This is a genomic window from Allobosea sp. CER48, from assembly GCF_044752385.1.
In the GTDB taxonomy this organism is placed as follows: domain Bacteria; phylum Pseudomonadota; class Alphaproteobacteria; order Rhizobiales; family Beijerinckiaceae; genus Allobosea.
On the sequence record NZ_JBIWYK010000025.1, the window covers coordinates 1 to 14802 of the forward strand.

At 67.1% G+C, this 14802-nt stretch carries 12 protein-coding genes and 1 pseudogene; 6 read left to right on the forward strand and 7 right to left on the reverse strand.

What is annotated here, in order from left to right; all coding sequences use genetic code 11:
- Positions 1–10 precede the first annotated feature (10 nt).
- The 4 genes from ACIPIA_RS02170 to ACIPIA_RS02185 all read right to left on the reverse strand — a co-directional run bounded on the left by ACIPIA_RS02170 (position 11) and on the right by ACIPIA_RS02185 (position 2772).
- Entirely contained in the window at positions 11–307 is a 297-nt protein-coding gene (locus tag ACIPIA_RS02170; RefSeq protein ID WP_400506220.1) for a 4a-hydroxytetrahydrobiopterin dehydratase, read from the reverse strand.
- Complete coding sequence (gene thpR, locus ACIPIA_RS02175) at positions 304–876, reverse strand: RNA 2',3'-cyclic phosphodiesterase (protein ID WP_400506222.1); 573 nt, start codon at positions 874–876, stop codon at positions 304–306. The genes ACIPIA_RS02170 and thpR overlap by 4 nt, the downstream gene beginning before the upstream one ends.
- 124 nt (positions 877–1000) lie before the next feature.
- Positions 1001–2056 carry an aldo/keto reductase gene (locus ACIPIA_RS02180; RefSeq protein WP_400506224.1) on the reverse strand — a complete coding sequence of 352 codons (1056 nt, stop codon included), beginning with the start codon at positions 2054–2056 and terminating at the stop codon, positions 1001–1003.
- A gap of 80 nt (positions 2057–2136) precedes the next feature.
- The gene (locus tag ACIPIA_RS02185) at positions 2137–2772 is read right to left on the reverse strand and encodes an arylesterase (protein WP_400506242.1); all 636 of its coding nucleotides are present in this window, start codon (positions 2770–2772) and stop codon (positions 2137–2139) included.
- Between the two features lie 153 nt (positions 2773–2925).
- Between ACIPIA_RS02185 and ACIPIA_RS02190 the strand changes: the two genes are divergently transcribed.
- The 4 genes from ACIPIA_RS02190 to ACIPIA_RS02205 all read left to right on the forward strand — a co-directional run bounded on the left by ACIPIA_RS02190 (position 2926) and on the right by ACIPIA_RS02205 (position 7864).
- Entirely contained in the window at positions 2926–3627 is a 702-nt protein-coding gene (locus tag ACIPIA_RS02190) for an ABC transporter ATP-binding protein (RefSeq protein ID WP_400506226.1), read from the forward strand.
- 2 nt (positions 3628–3629) lie between these two features.
- The gene (locus tag ACIPIA_RS02195) at positions 3630–6212 is read left to right on the forward strand and encodes an ABC transporter permease (protein WP_400506228.1); all 2583 of its coding nucleotides are present in this window, start codon (positions 3630–3632) and stop codon (positions 6210–6212) included.
- A gap of 219 nt (positions 6213–6431) precedes the next feature.
- Entirely contained in the window at positions 6432–7205 is a 774-nt protein-coding gene (locus ACIPIA_RS02200) for a Bax inhibitor-1/YccA family protein (RefSeq protein WP_400506230.1), read from the forward strand.
- Positions 7206–7327: 122 nt separating this feature from the next.
- The gene (locus ACIPIA_RS02205) at positions 7328–7864 is read left to right on the forward strand and encodes a GNAT family N-acetyltransferase (protein ID WP_400506232.1); all 537 of its coding nucleotides are present in this window, start codon (positions 7328–7330) and stop codon (positions 7862–7864) included.
- A 19-nt stretch (positions 7865–7883) separates the two neighbouring features.
- Here ACIPIA_RS02205 and ACIPIA_RS02210 read toward each other — a convergent pair whose 3' ends face one another.
- Positions 7884–8252, reverse strand: coding sequence for a DUF2794 domain-containing protein (locus tag ACIPIA_RS02210; RefSeq protein WP_400506234.1), 369 nt, complete (start codon positions 8250–8252; stop codon positions 7884–7886).
- A gap of 361 nt (positions 8253–8613) precedes the next feature.
- Positions 8614–9162 carry a peroxidase-related enzyme gene (locus ACIPIA_RS02215; protein WP_400506236.1) on the reverse strand — a complete coding sequence of 183 codons (549 nt, stop codon included), beginning with the start codon at positions 9160–9162 and terminating at the stop codon, positions 8614–8616.
- A gap of 181 nt (positions 9163–9343) precedes the next feature.
- Between ACIPIA_RS02215 and ACIPIA_RS02220 the strand changes: the two genes are divergently transcribed.
- Positions 9344–14179, forward strand: coding sequence for an NAD-glutamate dehydrogenase (locus ACIPIA_RS02220; RefSeq protein ID WP_400506238.1), 4836 nt, complete (start codon positions 9344–9346; stop codon positions 14177–14179).
- Between the two features lie 14 nt (positions 14180–14193).
- Positions 14194–14388: a Trm112 family protein gene (locus ACIPIA_RS02225; RefSeq protein WP_400506240.1), complete on the forward strand. Its 195-nt coding sequence runs from the start codon at positions 14194–14196 to the stop codon at positions 14386–14388.
- Between the two features lie 130 nt (positions 14389–14518).
- Here the strand turns inward: ACIPIA_RS02225 and ACIPIA_RS02230 are convergent.
- A pseudogene (locus tag ACIPIA_RS02230) lies at positions 14519–14802 on the reverse strand (2-octaprenyl-6-methoxyphenyl hydroxylase); the annotation flags it as partial.

Sequence of the window (14802 nt, forward strand, 5' to 3'; positions counted from 1 at the left end):
CTGACCCTGTTCAGCTCACCAAAGCGTCGATGGCTCGTGCGAGTCTCACATCGAGCTCGGTCAACCCGCCGGCATCATGGGTGGCGAGGGTCACCTCGACTGTCCGATACACATTCGACCATTCGGGATGGTGATTCATCGCCTCGGCGAGCAGCGCCACCCGCGTCATCCAGCCGAAGGCCTCGCTGAAGTCGCGAAACACAAAGCGACGCGTGATCGCCTCGCGCCCCTGCACCAGCTTCCAGCCGGTCAACGTCGCGAGAGCCTCGGTCTGTGCCTCCGGAGAGAGGCGCTTCGGCCGTGTCATCGGCGCATCTCCCGCGGCAGGCGATTCGGATAGGACGGGCCGAGCGGATAGGCCGCCTCCAGCACATAGGGACCGCCGCCGATCGAATCGCGCGAGGACATCAACGCGACGCGCCGCGCCGTGAAGCCGATCGGCCGGACGATCGGATGCAGGCCGAGATAATGCGCGACCTCGGTCGGAGCGGTATCGCGCAGCCGCGCCAGCGTGACGTGCGGCACGAACTTGCGGCCCTCCGCCGGCAGGCCGATGCGGCGCATCTGCCGCTCGACATCGCCCTGCAGGTCCGTCAGCGCCTTTGTCGGCGCCGCACGGGCGAAGACCGCTCGCGGCTTGTCGCCGCCGAAACTGCCGAGCGCGTCGAGCGTCACGTCGAAAGGATAGGCGCTGAGATCGGCGAGCATGTGATCGACATCGTTCGCCATGCGCCGGTCGACGTCACCCAGGAAACGCAGGGTTATGTGGTAATCGGCCGGCTCGATCCAGCGGGCACCCGACAGGCCGCCGCGATGCAGCGTCAGCTCGGATGCGACATCGGCAGGAATTTCCAGAGCGATGAACAGCCTCGGCATGAGCGAATCCCTGCCAAGCAATTGTGACTCTGGCGAGACGGTAGGCGCGAAGCCGGCGCAAGGGAACTGGTTTTCCCCTCGGTAGAGCCCGGCATGGCCCAGGCTCTACCGAGTTCGACCGTGCTCAGGGGCAGGGATTGCCGACAAGCTGGTGGATCGCATCGATCTTCGCCTCGACCTCGGGCGAGAGCTTGATGTCGATCGACGCGATGTCGGTCCTGAGTTGCTCCATCGAGGTCGCGCCGATGATGTTGGACGTCACGAAGGCGCGGCCGTTGACGAAGGCGAGTGCCATCTGCGCTGGATCCAGGCCCGCCTCGCGCGCCACCGCGATATAGCGCCTGATCGCGTCCTCGGCGCCGGCGCCCTCATAGCGCTGGCCACGGTCGAACAACGTCGTGCGCGCACCCGCAGGGCGGGCGCCATCGAGATACTTGCCGGTGAGATAGCCCTGCGCCAGCGGCGAATAGGCGAGCAGTCCGACATCCTCGCGCAGCGCGACCTCCGCCAGCGCCGTCTCGAAGGTGCGGTTGAGCAGGTTGTAGGCATTCTGGATCGACTGCACGCGCGGCGTGCCACGTGCTTCCGCATCGGTCACGAAGCGCATCGTGCCCCAGGCGCTTTCGTTGGAGAGGCCGAGATGGCGGATCTTGCCGGCTTTCACCAGCTCGGCGAAAGCGTCGAGCTGCTCGGGAATCGCCGTCTCGTCGGCCGGCTTCTCGTAGGCGGCCTTCGAAAAGCGGGTCGGGTTCGAACCCCAGGGCATCGGCCGCTCGGGAAAATGCAGCTGATAGAGGTCGATATAGTCGGTCTGCAGCCGCTGCAGGCTCTTGTCGACCGCCTCGAAGATCTGCCTGCGCGTCAGTCGGGTCGGGCTCTTGTCGTCCCGGAACCAGGTGTTGCCGCCCCGGCCGCAGACCTTCGATGCCAGGATGACCTTGTCGCGGTTGCCACGGGCCTTGAACCAGCTGCCGATGATCCGCTCGGTCGAGCCTTGCGTCTCCGGCTTCGGCGGGATCGAGTAAAGCTCTGCGGTGTCGAAGAAATTGATGCCCTGCTCGATGGCGTAGTCCATCTGGGCATGGCCTTCGGCCTCCGTGTTCTGCTCTCCCCAGGTCATGGTTCCCAAGCAGATCACCGAGACCTTGAGATCGGTGCGCCCGAGGCGGCGATATTCCATGGCGAAGCAACTCCGGAAGCGGGGCCGGCGGGCGGCGATGCAAGAATCAGGTATTCGCCGCGCGGAAACCCGCGGGCGGATCAGGATCTGGCGGGCAGGGTGGCGATGAAGCGCTCGACCGTCGGCAGGATGTTGCGGACGATGACGGTGACGCCCTCGGCCGTGGGGTGGAGCCCATCCGCCTGGTTCAGAGCGCGGTCGCCCGCGATGCCCTCCAGGAAGAACGGGTAAAGCACCAGGCCATGCTTCTCCGCAAGTTCGCGATAGATCGCATCGAAGCGCTTCGCATAATCCGCGCCGAGATTCCGAGGCGCGTACATGCCGGCGAGCATCACCGGGATCTTGCGCTGCTTCAGCCGCGTGATCATCGCTTCGAGCGCCTGGCGCGTCTGGGTCGGGTCGACGCCCCGCAACGCGTCATTGGCGCCGAGCTCGAGGATGACGCCGTCGGTTCCGTCCGGCACCGACCAGTCGAGCCGCTCGAGGCCTCCCTGCGTCGTGTCGCCGGAGACGCCGGCGTTCACGATTTCGACAGCGACGCCCTTCTGGCGCAAGGCCTGCTCCAGGACGGCCGGGAAGGCGGCACTGCCCGGCAGGTTGTAGCCCGCGGACAGCGAATCGCCGAAGGCGACGAGCTTGAGCGGCCTCCCGGCTGGCGGCCGGGATGACGAGGTCTGGGCGCTGGCCATGTCGCTGGCCCCGATGAAGAGCAGCATGAGAGCGACGAAAAACGTCGCAGCGGATTGGAGAAGCACGAAACCGCGCCCATATGGCCGCAAACCGCGCCGCGCCGCGATTCCGCCCCGCTCGGGGCGTGTTCTGGTGCCGGCGGGGACGGCGATGGAAGCATAAGTCAGGATCATGGCGTGATGAGCGAGAAGGCCGCCCCGGCGATCGAGTTGCAGGATGTCCATCTGAGTTTGGGACGCGGCGCCGCCCGCGTCCATATCCTCAAGGGCGTTTCGGTGTCGCTGGCCGATGGCGAGGCGACCGGCCTCGTCGGCCCTTCCGGCTCCGGAAAATCGACTTTGCTCATGACCATGGCCGGGCTGGAACGCCCCGATTCCGGCCTCGTCAAGGTCGCCGGCCAGGATCTGGGCGCGCTCGACGAGGATGGGCTCGCCGTCTTCCGCGGTCGGCATATCGGCATCGTCTTCCAGTCCTTCCATCTCGTGCCGACCATGACGGCGCGCGAGAACGTGGCTCTGCCGCTCGAGCTGGCCGGGCATGTCGACGCCTTCGGCCGGGCCGAGGCCGAACTGCGCAATGTCGGGCTCGGCCATCGCATGGACCACTATCCGGCCCAGCTTTCCGGCGGCGAGCAGCAGCGCGTCGCCATCGCGCGCGCCGTCGCACCGGACCCGGCGATCCTCGTCGCCGACGAACCGACCGGCAATCTCGACGAGTCCACCGGTCGCGCGATCGTCGATCTCATTTTCGCGCTCAAGCGCGAGCGTGGTGCGACTTTGGTGCTCGTCACACATGATCTGTCGCTTGCCCGCCTGTGCGAGCGCACGGTCCGCCTGCGCGCTGGCGTGATCGAAACCGAACACGAGATGGCGGTCGCCTGACGATGCACGCGCCCGTCAAGCCGCCCCAGAGCCCCTCCCGGTCACCCGGCATCGGCCTCGTCCTGCGCCTCGCCATCCGCGACCTGCGCGCGGGCCTGCGCGGCTTCGGCATCTTCATAGCCTGCCTCGCGCTCGGCGTCATGACGATCGCCGCCGTCGCGTCCGCTTCGCGCGGCCTGACCGAAGGCCTCGCCCGCGAAGGGCGCCGGATCCTCGGCGGCGACGCGGCCTTCAGCCTGATCCACCGCGAGGCGGCGCCGCAGGAGCTGGCCTTCCTGACGGGGCGCGGCTCGGTCTCCAGCATCGCGACGATGCGCGGCATGGCCAATGCCGGCGAGAAGGGCGCCGCGCTTGTCGAGATCAAGGCGGTCGATTCCAGCTATCCCGGGATCGGCTCGATCGAGACCGATCCGCAATCGCCGCTGCCCGGGCTTCTGGGGCGGCGGGATGGCATTTTCGGCGCGGTTGCCGATCCCGTGCTGTTCGGCCGGCTCGACCTCAAGCCCGGAGACATCGTCACGGTCGGCGGTGCGAGGATCCAGCTGCGCGCCAACCTGATCTCCGAGCCCGACAAGATCGCCGCGGGCGTCGGCTTCGGCCCGCGCCTGCTGATGTCGCAGGAGGCATTGAGGGCGACCGGCCTGATCCAGCCCGGCAGCCTGATCCGTTGGACCTACCGCCTGCAGCTCCCGCCGGCGGCCGCGACCGATGCCGATCTCGCCAAGCTGATCGCGGATGTCGGGACACAGCAACGCGACGCGGGCTGGGAAATCCGCTCCCGGGCCAATGCCGCGCCGAGCTTCCAGCGCAATCTCGAACGCTTCACGCAGTTCCTGACGCTTGTCGGCCTCACCGCCCTCTTGGTCGGCGGCGTCGGGGTGGCCAATGCGGTGCGCCGCTTCGTCGAGGCCAAGAAGCTCGATTTCGCCACGATGAAGGCGGTCGGCGCCACCGGCGGCCGCGTGGTCGCGATCCATCTCACCGAGGTCATGCTCGTCGCAGCCATCGGCACCGCGATCGGCCTCGTGTTCGGCGCTGCCGCCCCGTTCGGACTCGGTGCCGTCGTCCAGAGCATCCTGCCCGTGCCGTTCGAGCCGACGCTGGCGCCGGGCGAACTCGCCATCGCGGCATTGTACGGCCTGCTGACGGCGCTCGTCTTCGCCCTCATCCCACTCGGCCGCGCTCACGACATTCCGGTATCCGCCCTGTTCCGCGACCGCATCGAACCCGATCCGCGCCGGCCGCGCGCGATCTATCTCGTGCTCTGCGCTCTGGCATTGGCCGGGCTCGCCGGCGTCGCCATCGGCTTCGCCTATGATCGCCGGATCGCGCTGATCTATATCGGGGTGATGTTCGGCATCTTCGTGCTGCTGCGGGCGGTCTCGATCGGCCTGATGGCGCTCGCCCGCCGGATACCGCGTCCGCGCCGCCCGGCCTTGCGCATGGCCCTCGCCAACAGCCATCGCCCCGGCGCCTTGACGCCGTCGCTGGTGCTCTCGCTTGGCCTCGGCGTCGCGCTGCTCTCGGCGCTCTCGTTCATCGACGTCAGCCTGACCCGGCAGCTCACGGGCGCCTTGCCCGACAAGGCACCGAGTTTCTTCTTCCTCGACGTGCCCAGCCGCGATTCCGATCGGTTCGACGCCTTCCTGGCCGAGCAGCGCCCCGGCGCCAGGACAGAGCGCGTGCCGATGATGCGCGGCCGGATCGTTTCCGTGAACGAGACCCGCGCCGAGGACATCAAGGCGAGCGAGCAATCCGCCTGGGTTCTCGACGGCGACCGCGGCATCACCTATGCCGCTTCGCTGCCCGAAGGCTCGCGCATTTCGGCCGGCGAATGGTGGCCGGCCGACTATCGGGGAGAGCCGCTGGTCTCGTTCGATGCCCAGAACGCCGCCGGGATCGGCCTGAAGATCGGCGACAGGTTGACCGTCAACGTCCTCGGCCGCAACATCACCGCGCGCGTCGCCAATCTGCGCACCGTCGATTGGCGTTCCTTCGGCATCAACTTCGTGATGGTGTTCTCGCCCAACACCTTCGCCGGCGCGCCGCACACGAACCTCGCCACCGTCTCGACGAGCCCGGACGGCAAGGGAGCCACGGACGCCGCGCTGATGCGCCGCCTCGCGCTCGACTTCCCGGCCGTCACCGCCGTCCGCGTCCGTGATGCGCTCGAGGCGGTCAACACCATCGTCGGCCAGCTCGCCATGGCGATCCGCGGAGCCTCCGGTCTCGCCATCGCGGCGAGCCTGCTGGTGCTGGGCGGTGCGCTCGCGGCCGGCCAGAGGGCGCGGCTCTATGACGCGATGATCCTGAAGACGCTCGGCGCGACCCGACGCTTCATACTTTCGTCGTACGCCCTTGAATACGCCGCGATCGGCCTCGTCGCGGCTCTCTTCGGCGTTGTCGCGGGTACAGCGGCGGGCTGGGGCATCGTCACGCAAGTGATGCGGATCGAATTCGTCAGTGATCCGAGGGGTGCGATACTGGCTGCGACTGCAGCAGTCGGTGTTACCGTGCTGTTCGGCCTCGTCGGTACGGTAAAAATACTGACGAAAGCGCCGGCTTCTCATCTCAGGAATTTATGACGACTATCTCGGAACGACTCTCGATAGACATTAAAATCCTGTAATTCTGCATGGTACCGGCACCGAACTTCTATCGTTCGGGCCGCCCTAACCATGCCCGGCCCTTGTAAGAACCCGAAAAGCCCCTCATATTCCCCTCATCGCGACGATCGTGCGCGAGGATGGCTGGCGCTTGCGCGCCTTCCGTCGTCCGAAACAACGTCAGGGGAAAGTCTCTTAATGAGCAACTTCGACCGCAATGCTCCAGTCTGGGGTGCCGGCCGCGCACAGCAGACCAGCGCCGTCGAGATGGATCAGGGCCTGCGCTCGTTCATGCTCGGCGTCTACAACAACATGACGATCGGTCTGGCCATCACCGGCCTCGCCGCGCTCGCCATCTCGATGCTGGCGATCGCCGGATTCACGCCCGACGGCAAGATCGCCGGCCTGACCGCGCTTGGCCAGGCAATCTATCTCAGCCCGCTGAAATGGGTCGTGATGCTGGCCCCGCTGGCCTTCATCATGTTCTTCTCGTTCAAGGCCGAGAACATGAGCGCCGCCGCGGCGCGCACGATGTTCTTCGTCTTCGCGGCGGTGATGGGCGTCTCGATGTCGTCGATCCTGGTCGTCTTCACTGGCGCCTCGGTCGTACGCGTCTTCTTCATCACGGCCGCCGCCTTCGGCGCGCTCAGCCTCGTCGGCTACACCACGAAGAAGTCGCTCTCGGGAATGGGCTCCTTCCTGATCATGGGCCTGATCGGCCTGATCATCGCCTCGGTGGTCAACCTGTTCCTGGCGTCGAGCGCGCTCTCCTTCGGCATCTCGGTGCTGGGCGTGCTGATCTTCGCCGGCCTGACCGCCTGGGATACCCAGCGTCTGAAGGAGATGTATCTCTATTCGAACCTGGATCCGGAATCGGCTGCGAAGCTCTCGGTGAACGGCGCGCTGTCGCTCTACCTGAACTTCATCAACATGTTCCAGATGCTGATCAGCCTGCTCGGCGACCGCCGCTGAGCCGATCGACCCCAGGGCTTCATGCCCCGGAACCAGCCCCGGCCTCGCGGCCGGGGCTTTTCTTTTGGCACGGGGGTTGCTCAGCTCTGGCGATGACTGCCTCGCCCGTGATTGTTTGCGCCATGACCGTATCCGCCATCCGCCCGGCGACCCCGGCCGATATTCCTGCCATCGCCACGATCTACGCCCATGCGGTCCTGCATGGCACAGCGTCCTGGGAGATGGAGCCGCCGGGCGAAGCGGAGATGAGCCGGCGCTTCGAGGCCGTTCTGGCGGGCGGCTACCCCTATCTCATCGCCGAGCGGAAGGGCGAGATCCTGGGCTATGCCTATGCTGGCGCCTACCGCCCGCGGCCGGCCTATCGCGCCACCGTCGAGAACTCGATCTACATCGCGCCGTTCGCGCAGGGGCTCGGCATCGGCGGCCTACTGCTCGATGCGCTGATGCGGGCCTGCACCGAACGCGGCTTCCGCCAGATGATCGCGGTGATAGGGGATGGCACGGGAGCTTCCGTCGGCTCGCGCCGCCTGCACGAGAGGGCCGGCTTCCGTCTGATCGGCGTGGCCGAGAAGGTGGGCTTCAAGCACGGTCGCTGGCTCGACCAGATGCTGATGCAGAAGGAACTCGGCGAAGGCGACCGCACGCCGCCGGCCTTTTGAAACGTCAGCCCGTCGGCGTTCAGTTCACGACGCTGAGCTTGCGATCCAGCACCTTCAGGACGCGGGACAGTTCCGAGCCGCGCTTGAGAATCAGGCCGGTCGCGGCCACGACCGAATAGGCGCCCTGGCGTCGCGCCAGCGCCGGATCCTTGACGATTCGGTAGAGCGGCATCTCCGACGAACGCCGGAACACCGAGAACTGCGCCGTGTCCTTGAGAAAATCGATGGCGTAGTCGCGCCATTCACCGGCCGCGACCATGCGGCCATAGAGGTTCAGCAATTCGCTGAGTTCGCGCCGGTCGAACGTGACGGTCGCGGGCCGAGCCGGCGACGGAAAATGGACGACCGCGCCGGCTGGCTGCGATTGCGGCGTTTCGCTTTCGCTCATGGCGCCTCCCTTGACCGGCTTCCCGAAGTGACCCGGGGATGATGCGCCCGCGGTGCTGCGCTGGCAAGGGATCGTGGGAAAGAGATCGGGCGCCGGCGCCGAAGGCTGGGTCGGCATTCTCCTGAAATGCCGCATTTTCGCCGCGAACGCGTCAAGCGACCGCCAAGTTGCGCCGCTCAACTCCCCGCGTTGCCTCGACGGCCCGGTTTCGCTGAACGCCGGTTTGTCAGCCCCCCAGCCCCCCGGAGTTCCGGCGGAGCCGGGCCACGAAGTCGGGGCCAACTAGCGGCTGGCATTGCGCCGGCCGTTTTCTTTTCTGGGCTCGCCGCCCGTTCCGAGGACGATGGCCGTCCTCGGGCTGCTAGCGAATCTGCCCGTGATATTCGGCGTTCGGCCGCATATCGACGGCCGAGGCCATCCGATTCGACATGTTGTAGAAGGCAGCGACCGCGCTGACGTCCCAGATGTCGCGTTCGCTGAAGCCGGCCTTGCGCAGGCCTTCGCGATCGCCCTCGTCGATGAGATGCGGCGTCTCGGTCAGCTTCACCGCGAAATCGAGCATGGCGCGATGCCGTGGCGAAAGCTCGGCCGCCCGGTAGTTCATCACCATCATCTCTCCCAGGACCGGATCGCCGGAGAGCTGCCGGACCGCCGCACCATGTGCCGTCAGGCAATAATAACAGCGATTCACGCTCGACACGGCGACCGCGATCATCTCACGTTCCAACTTCGACAGGCCGGACGGGGCCAGCATCAGGTCGTTATAGAAGGTGGCAAATGCCGTGAGCTTGGCATCGTCGTGGGCATAGGACGTCAGCACATTCGGCACGAAGCCGAGCTTTTCCCGGCACTTCTCGAAATAGGCCTCGTTCTCCGGCGAGAGCTTGCCCGGGTTCAGGTCAAGCGCCATCGGACGGGGTGGCGCATCCTGCCGCACCGGCTCCTCGCCAACCTTTGGTTTGTCATGCTTCGTCGCCATGGTGCGTCCCGTCTGGGCCTGTGCGGCAATTTTGCCGCTTTTTCAGGCAAGGCAAAGTTGAAAGCCTGCGCAGCCTATGCCATCGCTGCTGCAAAACAACTGGGGTTTAGACATGGGCAAACGGGTGACGAACGCGACCGCGGGAGCGATCGCAGCCATCGAAGCCGCGGCCACCGGCCTGAAGAGCGCGATGCCTGCCGAATTTCCCCGTCTGCTCTTTGGTCGCTCCGTCGCCGAAGATCTCGAGGCCCTGCCGCCTGAAATGCTGGCTCGGGCCGCTGCTGCCGCCTACGAGCATCTGGCCGAGGCGCGCAGGCCCGAGTCGATCAACCTGCGCTTCCGGGACGATGAGGTCGGTCAGGGCGAACGCCAGCGTCAGGTCACGATCCTGGAGGTCGTCAACGACAACAAGCCGTTCCTGCTCGATTCGACGCTCGCCGAACTGCAGGACCAGGGCTACGAGCCGCGCCTGGTCGCCCATCCGATCCTGGCCGTGGGCCGCGACTCCAGGGGCAAGTTCGCCTCGCTCGCCGGCGAAGCCACGGGCCGGGCCCCGGAAGGCACGCGCCGCGAGAGCCTGCTTCACATCCACGTTCCTCGCATCGATACACCGGAAGCGCGCGAGAAGCTCCGGTCCGGGCTGGAGCATGTCTATGCCGACGTCGCCATGGCGGTGGACGACTGGGCAGCGATGCGTGGCCGCATCACCGAGGTGATCCAGGCCTACCGTGCCAACCCTCCGCCGCTGCCCGAGGACGAGATCGCCGAGGCGCTGCAGTTCCTCGAATGGATCGCCGGCGACAACTTCACCCTGCTCGGCATCCGGGCCTACCGTTTCCCCGGCGGCGACGTCGCAGCCGACCCGATCGAGGGCTCCGGCCTCGGCATCCTGCGCGATCCCGCGGTCAAGGTGCTGCGGCGCGGCCGCGAGCTGGTGACCACCACCCCCGAGGTGCGCTCCTTCCTGGCCAAGCCCCAGGCGCTCATCATCACCAAGGCCAACGTCAAGAGCCGCGTTCACCGGCGGGTCCATCTCGACTATGTCGGCGTCAAGCTGTTCACGCCGGAGGGCCGGCTCGACGGCGAGCTGCGCATCGTCGGCCTGTTGACCTCGAACGCCTATACCGGCTCGGCCCGCGCCATCCCGTACCTGCGCCTGAAGGTCGCTCGCGTCGCCAAGAACATCGGCTTCGACCCGGCAAGCTATTCGGGCCGGGCGCTGATGAACGTGCTCGACGCCTATCCGCGCGACGAACTCTTCCAGATCGACACCCCGACGCTCGAGCAGTTCGCGCTCGATATCCTGCAGCTCACCGAGCGGCCACGGATCCGGGCGCTCGCCCGCGTCGACGAGTTCGATCGTTTCGTCTCGATCCTCGTCTTCATCCCGAAGGACCGCTACGACACCACTGTGCGCCAGCGCGTCGGCGAGTTCCTGGCACGGATCTACAACGGCCGAGTCTCGGCCGCCTATCCGGCCTATCCGGAAGGCCCTCTGTCGCGCACGCACTACATCATCGGCCGTGACGACGGAAAGACGCCGCGCATCGATCGCGCAACGCTCGAAGCCGGCATCAGCGCCATCGTCCGCACCTGGGGTGACGGGCTGAAGGACGTCCTCGACCAGGAGAAGGCCGGGCCCGCCGCCCGCGCCCTCGCCGAACGCTATGCCGAGGCCTTCGGTGCCGCCTATCGCGAGCGTTTCTCGGCGGCCGATGCCCTCGTCGACATCGAGATGCTCCAGCAACTGACTCCGGAACGGGGCCGGGCCGTCAATCTCTACCGGCGCGAGGGCGACGACGCCAAGCGCGCCAACCTCAAGGTTTTCTCGCGCGGCGCGCCGATCTCGCTTTCGGCCCGCGTCCCCGTGCTGGAGAACATGGGCTTCCGCGTCGTCAACGAGCGGACCTATAACGTCATGCCGCAGGGCACTGGCGAGAGCGCTCGCGTCTGGCTTCACGACATGACGCTGGAGCGCGCCGACGACGGCGAGATCGATATCGAGCATCTCGATCCGACGATCGAGGCCGCCCTGATGGCGCAGTTCCGTGGACTGGCCGAGTCCGACCGCTTCGACCAGCTCGTGCTCGCCGCCGGGCTCGCCTGGCGCGAAGCGGCGCTGCTGCGTGCCTTCGGTCGCTATTTGCGTCAGGCTGGCGCCCCCTATGCGCAGGGCTACATCGCCGATGCGTTGACCCATCACCCCGGCATCGCCTCGGGCCTGATCGCCTACTTCAACGCAAAGTTCGACCCGCGCGTGCCAGAGGCCGAGCGCGAGCAGCGCATGGCCCAGAAGCGCGCCGAGATCGAAGAGGCGCTCGACGCCGTCACCAGCCTCGACGAGGACCGCATCCTGCGCCGCCTGATCAACCTGGTCGACGCGGCGCTGCGCACCAACTTCTTCCAGATCGGCCCGGACGGCCATCCGCGCCAGACCATCACCTTCAAGTTCGACTGTGCGCAGGTCGACGGGTTGCCGCTGCCGCGCCCGCTCTACGAGATCTTCGTGTATTCGCCGCGCGTCGAGGGCGTGCACATGCGCTTCGGCAAGGTTGCGCGCGGCGGTCTGCGCTGGTCCGACCGGCCGCAGGACTTCCGCACCGAAGTCCTCGGCCTGGTCAAGGCGCAGCAGGTCAAGAACGCCGTGATCGTGCCGGTCGGCGCCAAGGGCGGCTTCGTGCCGAAGCAGCTGCCCCCGGCCTCCGACCGCGCCGCCTGGCTCGCCGAGGGCACTGAGAGCTATCGCATCTTCATCCGCAATCTGCTCGAGCTGACCGACAATCTCGACGGCGAAACCATCGTGCCGCCTCCGGATACGGTGCGCCATGACGGTGACGACCCCTATCTCGTCGTCGCCGCCGACAAGGGCACGGCCACTTTCTCCGACACCGCCAACACGATCTCGCTGGAGAAGCACCACTGGCTCGGCGACGCTTTCGCCTCCGGCGGCTCGCAGGGCTACGACCACAAGGGCATGGGCATCACCGCCCGCGGCGGCTGGGAGGCGGTGAAGCGCCATTTCCGCGAAGTCGACATCGACATCCAGACCACGCCCTTCACCGTCGCCGGCGTCGGCGACATGTCGGGCGACGTCTTCGGCAACGGCATGCTGCTCTCGCCGGCGATCAAGCTGGTGGCCGCTTTCGACCACCGCGACATCTTCCTCGATCCGGATCCGGATCCGGCAGCCTCGCTGGCCGAGCGCCAGCGCCTCTTCGCCCTGCCGCGCTCATCCTGGCAGGACTACGACAAGAAGCTGATCTCGAAGGGCGGCGGCATCTTCTCGCGCCAGGCCAAGAGCATCCCGCTCTCTCCGGAGGTCCGCGCCCTGCTCGATCTCGACAAGGCGGAGGTCTCGCCGCCCGAGCTGATGACGGCAATCCTGAAGGCTCGCGTCGATCTGCTCTGGTTCGGCGGCATCGGCACCTATATCCGGGCGAGCGACGAGAGCGACGCGCAGGTTGGTGATCGTGCCAATGACGCGATCCGCATCAGCGGCAACGATCTGAGGGCGCGCGTCATCGGCGAAGGCGCCAATCTCGGCGTGACCCAGCGCGGCCGCATCGAGGCCGCCCGCAAGGGCGTGAAGCTCAACACCGACGCGATCGACAACTCCGCCGGCGTCAACACCTCCGACGTCGAGGTCAACATCAAGATCGCGCTCGCCGGCCCCGTGAAGGACGGCCGCCTCAAGGAGGACAAGCGCAACGAACTGCTCGCCGCGATGACGGACGAGGTCGGCGATCTCGTCCTGCGCAACAACTATCTGCAGACACTCGCCCTCTCGCTCACCGAGGCCCAGGGCGCGGCGGCGACACCCGGCCTGCGCTTCCTGATGCAGACGCTGGAGCAGGACGGCCGGCTCGACCGCTCGGTCGAATACCTGCCGAGCGATGCCCAGCTCGCCGAGCGTGAGAAGCGCAGCGAAGGCCTGACCCGGCCGGAGCTCGCGGTGCTGCTGGCCTATGCCAAGCTCGCGCTGCACGATGCGCTGCTGGAATCCTCCGTGCCGGATGATCCCTACCTCGCCAGCGAACTCGTTCGGTACTTCCCCAAGGCCCTGCGGGACGCCTATCCGGACGCGATCGCCAGCCACAAGCTGCGGCGCGAGATCGTGGCGACCCAGCTCGCCAACGCGATCGTCAACCGCGGCGGCCCGGCGCTGGTGCCCGTGCTGGCAGCCCTGACCCGCTCGGATGCTCCGGCCATTGCCGCGGCCTACGCCATCGCCCGCGACTCCTTCGACCTGATCGCCCTCAACGGCGAGATCGACGCGCTCGATGCCAAGATCCCCGGCAAGACGCAGCTCGGCCTCTACGGCGCGGCCCAGGAACTGGTCACCAACCGGATGGGCTGGTTCCTGCGTCGGGCAGTCGCCAAGCCCGGCACGATCGAACAGACGATCGCCCGCTATGCCAAGGGCGTGAAGGAGCTGTCGGAGGAACTCGGCGTCCTGTTGCCCGAGGCCGCCTCGCAGGCGCGGCTGGCCCGGATCGCCGTGCTGACGTCGGAAGGCGTGCCGGAGGTGCTCGCCACCCGCGTCGCCAGCCTGCCCGCGCTGGCGGAGGCGACGGATATCGTCGACATCGCAGAGCGCAGCAAGCGCAAGATCGGCGACGTCGCGCGCATCCATTTCGGCATCGACGCGCTGTTCGGCCTTTCGAGCCTGAAAGCGGCGGCCGCTGCCGTGCCGGCGACGGACGATTATGAGCGCCTGGCCCGCGAGCGAGCCCTCGAGACGCTCGACGACGCGCATTCTGCCCTGACCCAGGAGGCTTCCGCCTCCGGCAAGGGCGAGGGCACGCTCGAGAGCTGGCTGGCCGAGCGCGGCGAGGAAGCGGAGCGGACCCGTACGACCGTCAACGCTATCGTGAGCTCCGGCCTCACCCTGCCGAAGCTGATGGTGGCCGCCGGCATGCTGGCCGATCTGCCGCGCAAGCGCAGCTGAACCGGACGAAAACAATGACCGAAGCCGATAACAGCACCCGCATCGATCCCAAGCTGCTCGAAATCCTGGTCTGTCCGCTGACCAAGGCGACACTTGAGTACGATGCGGCAAAGCAGGAGCTGATCAGCCGGGCCGCGAAGCTGGCCTATCCGATCCGCGACGGCATCCCGATCATGCTGCCGGAAGAAGCCCGGCAGCTGGAGGACTGAGGCCAGCCTTCGGTCCGGTCGCCATCGTCATGGTCGGGCTTGTCCCGACCATCGCTGTCTCTGCGCCGGGGCGGAAGTATGCGTTCGAGGCATGGATTCTCGCCACAAGGACGAGCATGACACGTGGCGGCTACAGCGCCTCTCCCCGCAGCAGCCGCGGCGGCGCTCCGGCGACGCCCGCCGCCTCGCGGATGAAGAAGCGCTTCAGTCCTGGCAGCCGATCGACGATTCCCAGGCCGAAATCACGCGCGAGCCGGATCGGCGTCGCGTCGTTCGAGAACAGCCGGTTCAGCCCGTCGGTGACCGCTCCCATCGCGACCGTGTCGAAGCGGCGCGCCTTCTCGTAGCCCTCCAGCACATCGAGCGAGCCGGGGTCGAGCCCCAGCCGGGCTGCATCGACGATCGCTTCGGCCA

What these genes read in the sequence shown, in the direction of transcription:
- ACIPIA_RS02170 (WP_400506220.1), bottom strand. Translation starts at nt 307, where the DNA reads ATGACACGGCCGAAGCGCCTCTCTCCGGAGGCACAGACCGAGGCTCTC.
- thpR (WP_400506222.1), bottom strand. Translation starts at nt 876, where the DNA reads ATGCCGAGGCTGTTCATCGCTCTGGAAATTCCTGCCGATGTCGCATCC.
- ACIPIA_RS02180 (WP_400506224.1), bottom strand. Translation starts at nt 2,056, where the DNA reads ATGGAATATCGCCGCCTCGGGCGCACCGATCTCAAGGTCTCGGTGATC.
- ACIPIA_RS02185 (WP_400506242.1), bottom strand. Translation starts at nt 2,772, where the DNA reads ATGCTGCTCTTCATCGGGGCCAGCGACATGGCCAGCGCCCAGACCTCG.
- ACIPIA_RS02190 (WP_400506226.1), top strand. Translation starts at nt 2,926, where the DNA reads ATGAGCGAGAAGGCCGCCCCGGCGATCGAGTTGCAGGATGTCCATCTG.
- ACIPIA_RS02195 (WP_400506228.1), top strand. Translation starts at nt 3,630, where the DNA reads ATGCACGCGCCCGTCAAGCCGCCCCAGAGCCCCTCCCGGTCACCCGGC.
- ACIPIA_RS02200 (WP_400506230.1), top strand. Translation starts at nt 6,432, where the DNA reads ATGAGCAACTTCGACCGCAATGCTCCAGTCTGGGGTGCCGGCCGCGCA.
- ACIPIA_RS02205 (WP_400506232.1), top strand. Translation starts at nt 7,328, where the DNA reads ATGACCGTATCCGCCATCCGCCCGGCGACCCCGGCCGATATTCCTGCC.
- ACIPIA_RS02210 (WP_400506234.1), bottom strand. Translation starts at nt 8,252, where the DNA reads ATGAGCGAAAGCGAAACGCCGCAATCGCAGCCAGCCGGCGCGGTCGTC.
- ACIPIA_RS02215 (WP_400506236.1), bottom strand. Translation starts at nt 9,162, where the DNA reads ATGGCGCTTGACCTGAACCCGGGCAAGCTCTCGCCGGAGAACGAGGCC.
- ACIPIA_RS02220 (WP_400506238.1), top strand. Translation starts at nt 9,344, where the DNA reads ATGGGCAAACGGGTGACGAACGCGACCGCGGGAGCGATCGCAGCCATC.
- ACIPIA_RS02225 (WP_400506240.1), top strand. Translation starts at nt 14,194, where the DNA reads ATGACCGAAGCCGATAACAGCACCCGCATCGATCCCAAGCTGCTCGAA.